Source organism: Nostoc sp., from assembly GCF_054880495.1.
In genome coordinates, this window is sequence record NZ_JBTYKD010000336.1 from 1 (window position 1) to 7,862 (window position 7,862).

Genomic DNA, 7,862 nt, shown 5'->3' on the forward strand with positions numbered 1-7,862 from the left:
GATTCAAGTTCTCAGTTCTTGTTTTCTTGACCCTACATTAGATTCTTCTGAATCCTTGTGTCAAGCCTAATTGAGATGCTCTTACCCTGTGATAAAATCCCTGCCAGATTCCCAACTCTACCCCCATAGGAACAATTGGGTAATGTCCTCGTTCATTGGGTTTCATCAGTTGATAAGTATTATCAATTAGGTGGTAAACTTCCACTTGCGCTTTTGCTACTTCATAAATCCCATAATAAGGCACTCGAATTGCCTGCTCATAAACCCAAAATTTACCAACATTTCCACCTTCCCCTTGAGATGGTGGCGTTTGATCTCGCTCTTCCGAACCGTTTCCAGAAACAAATTCCAACACAATCAAGGGTGCGACATACTCCTTCCACAACACATAAGAACGCCGTATTTTACCTTCAAGGGTCGGTGGTACATTGGATACATAAAACCAATCGGGTGCTGAAGCACCTTTCTCAGGAGGATCTGTCAATCGCCAATAGATACCTAAATCTTGCCCAATACAATATTGACTATCAGAATGAAGGTCTTCTATGACAAGTTGAATTGAGTCAGTGAGTAAGATACTTTGGGGATGCTCTTGCCAGTTTTTCACAAACGTACCATCGGAGTCTGGTAACTGGGTGTGGTCAGGTAAAGTTAATGTCGATAGGGAAGTCATAGGGACAACCAAGATTATATTTGTAATTTTACACTATGACTTCACAAATATTACTCCTCAACGATATAGCGCTTCTCAGTTGAGTGCAATACAGACCTAACAAGAACAGCCCCTTCCCTTGTAGGGAAGGGGAGTAATTTCAAAGCCTCTCTCCTAAAAGGAGAGAGGTCAAAGTGTATTACATACAAACGAGAAGCGCTATACTACTTCGTTAATATTCGCTACAAATTTGCTTTCGACAGTTTTTCAATTTTCCCAGTAAAGTATGCTTCCTCATATTTGAGTTGTTGCGCTAGTTCTAACCCTTTTTTAAAAGCTGTTAGTGCTTGCGGAAACTCTTTGCGTTCTAGATACAATTGCCCAATTTGATCATAAGCTTGCATCATCCCGTAAAAGTTGGCGGCTTGCGTCTGTGTCTGCACAAGAATTTGGCTAGCCTGTAAAGCCTCGTCTGTTTGTCCTTGAGAACGGTAGAGCGCAATTAACTTCTGCAAAGCTTCACCGGCACGAACATATTCCTGTAATTGCCAAGCAGTGGTATAAGCTTCTTGATAATTTTTAAAAGCTTCTAGCAGTAAGTTAGGATCTTTCTTGGCTAGAGATTCATAATCTGAAGCGATCGCTAGCTTTAATTGTGGTATTTCAGTAAGATTATTTTCATTAACGTAAATGTTTGCTAGTTTATTAAGTACATTCAATGACTGCTGCGGTTGGTTTGTCTGCTCGTAAATGTCAGCCAGTCGTTGCAGATATGTTACTTCGTTTACACGTTCGCCTTGGGAAGTCGCTAAACCCAATAATTCCTCGTAGATTGGGGCGGCTTTACGATAATCAAACCAACTCAAATGTATTTCCCCAATTGTCTTGAGGATTTCTACTAATGCTATGGGATTTTTTTGCTGTCGCACCATTAACAAAACTTGGTTGTAAGCTTCCACAGCTAGTTTAGGCGATCGCACATTTTGGTAAGCTTCACCTAGCGATCGCCACAATTCTAGATCAATTTTGGCAGTTGTTTTCTGAGATTCTGCCTGCTTTTGAATTGCTTGCAATCGCTGCGTAATATATTGTACTTCTGGGCTGTCGTTTTCCTTCCAGGCGATCGCCCCGACTCGTGATAATGCTTGCACCTCTGCTAATGAACCTAAAAAGCGTCGCAAGCGCAGTTCCCGGTTCCAAATTTCAAACGCCGCCACCTGTTCCCCTGCTTGCAGTTTCGCAGCTGCTTCTTGGTTTAAGGCATCCAGTGCTGGTTCTAACTTTTGCCGTTCTTCGAGAGTTAACGACTGTTTATCCTTGGGCAAACGTGGCAGCAGTGGATCGGGTGTGGTAATTTCTAGGGGACTAGGAGGAAATTTATCCGGTGCTATAGGCTTTTTACTCTCTGCCAGCGTCAAGGAACTGTTAAAGAGTATAGCAGCAGTAACAATCACAATTAAGCGCCTGAGCATGGGTACTTTACTTTGCTTTGAGTTAGTTGCGTGAGTTGACATTGCATACCACATTAGCATAACTTATGCAAGCGAAAATCTTTGGAAGTTAGCTACGTAAATATACTTAATTATTTAACAAAATTTATTATTTGTCTTCCCATGACTCCGAAAATATACGCTCCCAATAATTAACTAATGTAGATATCCTTTATGAAAGGTTATTTTAAAAGCCCCACAAAGTATAATTTTGCCGTTCTGACTTAGGTCAACTGCGACGAAAAAACAAGGTTTCAGCCGTGTACTGAGATGCTTCGCCGTACTCACCATGAGAGCAAAAGACCCTTAAGACACTTACTATCAGTGATAATGGCGTTGGTTTTGCCAAAGATTTTGACTTTCAGACTACGGAATCATTAGGACTAGGATTAGTAAAGGATCTCACAAATCAGCTAAAAGGGAATATTGATTTTAGCAGTCATAACAGAGTAGAGTTTAAAATTACATTTTCGACTAAAAATTTATAATTCCCTCAATCAAAGAAAATCATGAGCAAGGTAAATATATTAATTGTTGAAGATGAATTCATCGTGGCAATGGATATACAAAATCGGCTAGAAAAATTTGGATACACTGTTTTTGGGCTTGTCGATTCTGGAGAAGAAGCAATTAAGAAAGCAGCAGATAATTCTCTAGATTTAGTTTTAATGGATATTATCCTCAAGGGAAAGATGGACGGTGTGGAGGCCGCCCAGATAATTTATAATAATTTTAATATTCCAGTAATTTATCTTACTGTTGATGCAGATGAAAAAACATTAGATCGAGCAAAAGTAACTGAGGCGTTTGGCTACATTATCAAACCTTTCAAAGAAAAAGAATTAAAGTTTAATATTGAAATTACCCTATCCAAACATCGCATGGAAACAAAATTAAAACAGAGTGAACAATGGCTGAATACCTTACTCAAAAGTATTGGTGATGGGGTGATTACTAGCGACGCATTAGGAGCGGTGACTTTTATGAATCCTGTTGCGGAGGTAATGACGGGTTGGAAATATTCAGATGCATTTGGCAAAGAAGCAACAGAAGTATTCAATATTGCTCATGAAAAGACTCGGATAAAAATTGAAAGTCTTATTAGACAAGTCCTTGAGTCTGGCGTTACTGTCCATTTACCAGAAGAAACGATACTTATTGCTAGAAACGGTGCAGAAATACCAATTGATGATAGTATTGCACCGATTAAAGATGACGATGGTAACATTACAGGTGCAGTTTTGGTCTTTCAGGATATCACCGAGCGTAAGCAGATATTGGAGACACTAGGGCGTCGTGAGCAAGAATTCAAAGCACTAGTTGAAAATGCACCTGATATTATTTCCAGATTTAACACTCAATTATGCTACGTTTACGTTAATCCAGCTATTGAAAACGTTACAGGAATATCAGCCGAAACATTTGTCGGCAAAACAAACGCAGAGTTAAATCTGCCGTTAGAATTTTGCCAGATATGTGATCATCACCTCCAGCAAGTTTTCCAAACTAAGCAAGAGGTGGACTTTGAATGCAGTTTAGCGATCGCTTGGGAAACAAAACATTACCATACCCGTCTTGTGCCGGAATTGGCTAGCGATGGTTCAGTATACTTTGTTTTGAGTATCGCTCGCAACATTACTGCTCTAAAAATTGCCGAGGAGAAATTAATTTATAATGCCTTTCACGATCTACTAACCGGTCTGCCAAACCGCGCCTTATTTCTGCAACGCCTAGAACGTGCGATCATCTCGGCAAAACGACGTGTGGATTATACATTCGCTGTTCTCTTTCTAGACCTAGATCGCTTTAAAGTAGTCAACGATAGTCTCGGTCATCTGATTGGTGATCAACTACTAACTGCGCTTGCTCGCATATTGGAAAGTTGCCTGCGCGGTGGAGATACAGTTGCCCGTCTAGGGGGAGATGAGTTTACAATTTTGCTTGATGATCTCAAGAACATTAATGACATAACAAGCGTAGTGGAGCGGATACACCAAGCTCTGAAATCTGCGTTCAAACTCAGTGGGAATGAGGTATTCACCAGCGTCAGCATTGGCATTGCCCTGAGCAATCCTAGTTACACCCGACCGGAGGAACTCCTACGCGATGCTGACATTGCCATGTATCAGGCTAAGAGATCGGGTAAAGGATGCCATAAGATATTTGAGTCAACCATGTACACCCAAGTAACGCAGCTATTAGAGTTAGAGATGGATCTACGACGGGCAGTTGAACGCCAGGAGTTTCAGATTCATTATCAGCCAATTGTTTTGTTAGAAACTTACAAGATTATTGGCTTCGAGGCTCTCGTTCGTTGGCAGCACCCGCTACACGGATTAGTTTTTCCAGACAACTTTATTCCACTAGCAGAAGAAACTGGGCTGATTATCCCTATTGGTTATTGGGTACTGCGCGAGGCTTGTCGTCAGATGCAGGCTTGGCAAATACAATTTCCTGCTGACCCACCTTTGACAATCAGTGTAAATCTTTCCACTAAACAGTTTTCAGAACCTACGCTAATTGAACGAATTAAGCAAATTATCCAAGAGACTGGACTCGAAGGCAGCAATTTAAAACTGGAGATTACCGAAAGCGTACTTATGGCAAATATTCAATTAGCAACTTTTATGATTTTGCAACTGCAAGAGATGAATATTGAATTACACTTAGATGATTTTGGCACAGGCTATTCATCTTTGAGTTACCTGCACCGTTTTCCAAGTACTGTCTTGAAGATTGATCGTTCTTTTATTACCAAGATGGGCGCTAATGGAGAAAACTTAGAGATTATTCAGGCGATCATCAGTCTAGCCCAAAGTCTAAATAAAGATGTAATAGCGGAGGGCGTAGAAACGGGGGAACAGATGACACAACTTAGAGCGATGAAATGCAAGTACGCACAGGGATATTTTCTCTCCCAAGCCCTGGATAGCAAGTCGATAGAGAGATTAATGGCATGTGATATTCATCTCAGACAAGGATAGCGGCATCGGTAAATTGCCATCAGCGGCTTTAGCCCTGAGAGTGTCAATGCTTAATGGCACTGCAAAAGTTTAACAGCAGTCAACTTGAGATCAGCAAATACAAGCGAAGCGATCGCGCTATCCCCTACATACACATGAAAATGAGTTATGGAAAGCTTATTGGGTGCTGTTAGCTAGCCCCTTGTCCCCCTATCTCCTTGTCGCCTTGTCCTCTTGGGTCTTTTTCTCCTGCGGCTCGTTCCCGTGTCAAGCTATCAATAGCATCACCCAAAGCAGTAGTTAGGCTATTGCGGGTTTGGGCGTGGTTATCCTGCTCAGTTTTCAAAGCTTGCAAAAGGCGATCGCGTTCTTTGATCACGGTGATCAGTTTAGCTTGCAAGTCCTCCACAGATTTTAGTTGTTCTATTTCTTGTTGGTTTGCTGTTACTGGTGTCCTAATAGCCAGAGTCTCGCCCTCAAGACCCTGGAGTTTATGTATGTCTGCCTTCAGCGATGCGATCGCCTGTTGGGACAGTTGGGCATCTGTGCGGCGTTGTTCTGCTTCTGTATTATAAAGCTGACGCCATTTTTGGGCACTTTCCCAAGCAGAATTGCGATCGTGTTGAAGTCCCGCCATCTGCTCTTTGAGTACCTGGATTTCTGTCAACCACTGTTGTGTTAAATCTTGATTCATAAGTCATAAGTCATTAGTTCTGAGTGATTAGCGGTGGTCAGATCCCCGACTTCTTCAAGAAATCGGGGATCTTGCAGCCTATCAAAAATAATGGGACAGACCACTAGTGAAAGCCAAAAGCATTTACGTAATTTTTTAACTTGGGACTCAAAAGTACTTTAAGTTATTTAATGCATCAACCGCTACCCACTTTCATGGTTAGCGCTAGGATAGCTATGTGTTTTTTAAAGTATAAATATGGCTAAAAGTTTTTACGTAAATCCAGTAACAGGCAGCGATACCAATCTTGGTAGCCAACAAGCCCCTTTCAAAACTATTACCCAAGCCCTTAAGGTAGCTACAGATGACACTAAGATTCAACTGGCAGATGGAAATTATAATGCTGCTAGCGGTGAAGTCTTTCCGCTAACTATTCCATCTGGCGTGATAGTCGTGGGTGATGAAGCAAACAAAGGCGATCGCATTTTGATTGAAGGAAGTGGTAACTACTTGAGCCGTACTTTTGCTGGTCAGAATGTCACATTTGTGTTGCTGGATAAAGCCGAACTTCGGGGAGTCACTGTCACAAATCTGGCTAGCCGTGGTAGTGGTGTCTGGATTGAATCAACTGCCCCTACTGTTGCTAATAGCACCTTCACCAACTGTAAACGGGAGGGGGTATTTGCTACAGGCGAGGCTAACCCAGTTATTCAAGGTAATGTGTTTAGTCAGAATGCAGCCAATGGAATTGCGATCGCTAAAAATTCTAAAGGTCAAATTCAAGGTAACACTTGCTTCAAAACAGGTTTTGGTGTTGCCATTAGTGATACTGCATCACCCACACTTATAGATAACAAAATTTCTGAAAACCGTTCTGGGATTATCATCTCTGGTAATGCTCGTCCCGTATTGCGTAATAATGTCAGCGAAAATAATACCGATGATGGGATCACAGTCATTGCAACTGCCCTACCAGATATCGGCAGTACCAATAACCCAGGCGGCAATACTCTACGCAATAACGGTAAATTTGATTTGCAAAATGCCAGTTCCAACAAGCTGGTTTCCGTGGGAAATAAAATAGATGCGTCTAAAGTCACAGGAAATGTAGAGTTTGCAGATAGTTCGGTTCCGACACCCACACCTACACCGATACCCACGCCCACGCCTACACCAATACCCACGCCTACACCGATACCCACGCCTACACCGATACCCACGCCTACACCAATACCCACGCCTACACCAATACCCACGCCTACACCAATACCCACGCCTACACCGATACCCACTCCCACTCCGACACCTACGCCTACTATCGAATTAACCGATATTAATAATCATTGGGCAGGTGGGTTTATTCGGGAATTAGTCAAATTAGGGATAGTTAATGGTTTTCCCGATCGCACATTTAAACCAGATGCGACAATGACACGGGCACAATACGCCGCATTACTGGTAAAAGCTTTCAACCCATCGCCAAACCGCCCTGCGATCAAATTCAAAGATGTACCAACAGACTTTTGGTCATCTAAGGTAATTCAGCAGGCATATCAAGGTTCATTCCTCTCTGGTTTTCCTGACAATAGCTTCAGTCCCAACAAAAATATCCAGCGCGTGCAAGTGATTGTCTCCCTAGTGAATGGATTGGGGTTATCTGCTGATAGTGTAACCGCCATCAAAACTTTCGATGACCAAGCAAAGATTCCCGAATATGCCAAGGATGAAGTAATCAAGGCTACCCAAAAGGAGATTATCGTCAATCACCCAAATCTAAAACAACTTAATCCTACCCGTGATGCTACACGCGCTGAGGTAGCGGTGATGGTATACCAAGCCTTGGTAGATGCTAATCGTGTAGCAGCGATCGACTCGCCTTATATTGTGACTGCTTGATTGGGAAACTAGTTTATTTTGCAAAATCGGATGATTCTTGTCGGGGCAATTCATGTAGCTTTAGCTGACCGCAGGGTATTGCCCCTACAAAAAGGGTTCTAAATTAGAGGCAGAGTAAATTCATACTTAGGAATAAGAATTAAATAACATACAATTTATGTCCCTGGCTTACCTCACCCTCAATCCCT

Annotated in this window: 4 protein-coding genes and 1 pseudogene; 2 read left to right on the plus strand and 3 right to left on the minus strand. The window is 42.1% G+C overall.

The window, feature by feature from the left end; translation table 11 throughout:
- Positions 1–91 precede the first annotated feature (91 nt).
- Together ACYTXL_RS29260 and ACYTXL_RS29265 are read right to left on the minus strand one after the other, a co-directional pair.
- Positions 92–673, minus strand: a pseudogene (locus tag ACYTXL_RS29260) (Uma2 family endonuclease); the annotation flags it as partial.
- A gap of 221 nt (positions 674–894) precedes the next feature.
- The gene (locus ACYTXL_RS29265) at positions 895–2,124 is read right to left on the minus strand and encodes a tetratricopeptide repeat protein (RefSeq protein WP_461927701.1); all 1,230 of its coding nucleotides are present in this window, start codon (positions 2,122–2,124) and stop codon (positions 895–897) included.
- A gap of 527 nt (positions 2,125–2,651) precedes the next feature.
- On the opposite strand from ACYTXL_RS29265, the gene ACYTXL_RS29270 reads away from it, so the two are divergent.
- The gene (locus ACYTXL_RS29270; protein ID WP_461927698.1) at positions 2,652–5,126 is read left to right on the plus strand and encodes an EAL domain-containing protein; all 2,475 of its coding nucleotides are present in this window, start codon (positions 2,652–2,654) and stop codon (positions 5,124–5,126) included.
- 169 nt (positions 5,127–5,295) lie between these two features.
- Here the strand turns inward: ACYTXL_RS29270 and ACYTXL_RS29275 are convergent, their stop codons facing one another.
- Entirely contained in the window at positions 5,296–5,799 is a 504-nt protein-coding gene (locus ACYTXL_RS29275) for a hypothetical protein (protein WP_461927699.1), read from the minus strand.
- Between the two features lie 237 nt (positions 5,800–6,036).
- Between ACYTXL_RS29275 and ACYTXL_RS29280 the strand changes: the two genes are divergently transcribed.
- Positions 6,037–7,674, plus strand: a complete 1,638-nt coding sequence (locus ACYTXL_RS29280) for a DUF1565 domain-containing protein (protein ID WP_461927700.1) — start codon at positions 6,037–6,039, stop codon at positions 7,672–7,674.
- The last annotated feature ends 188 nt before the right edge of the window (positions 7,675–7,862 follow it).

What these genes read in the sequence shown, in the direction of transcription:
- ACYTXL_RS29265 (WP_461927701.1), bottom strand. Translation starts at nt 2,124, where the DNA reads ATGCTCAGGCGCTTAATTGTGATTGTTACTGCTGCTATACTCTTTAAC.
- ACYTXL_RS29270 (WP_461927698.1), top strand. Translation starts at nt 2,652, where the DNA reads ATGAGCAAGGTAAATATATTAATTGTTGAAGATGAATTCATCGTGGCA.
- ACYTXL_RS29275 (WP_461927699.1), bottom strand. Translation starts at nt 5,799, where the DNA reads ATGAATCAAGATTTAACACAACAGTGGTTGACAGAAATCCAGGTACTC.
- ACYTXL_RS29280 (WP_461927700.1), top strand. Translation starts at nt 6,037, where the DNA reads ATGGCTAAAAGTTTTTACGTAAATCCAGTAACAGGCAGCGATACCAAT.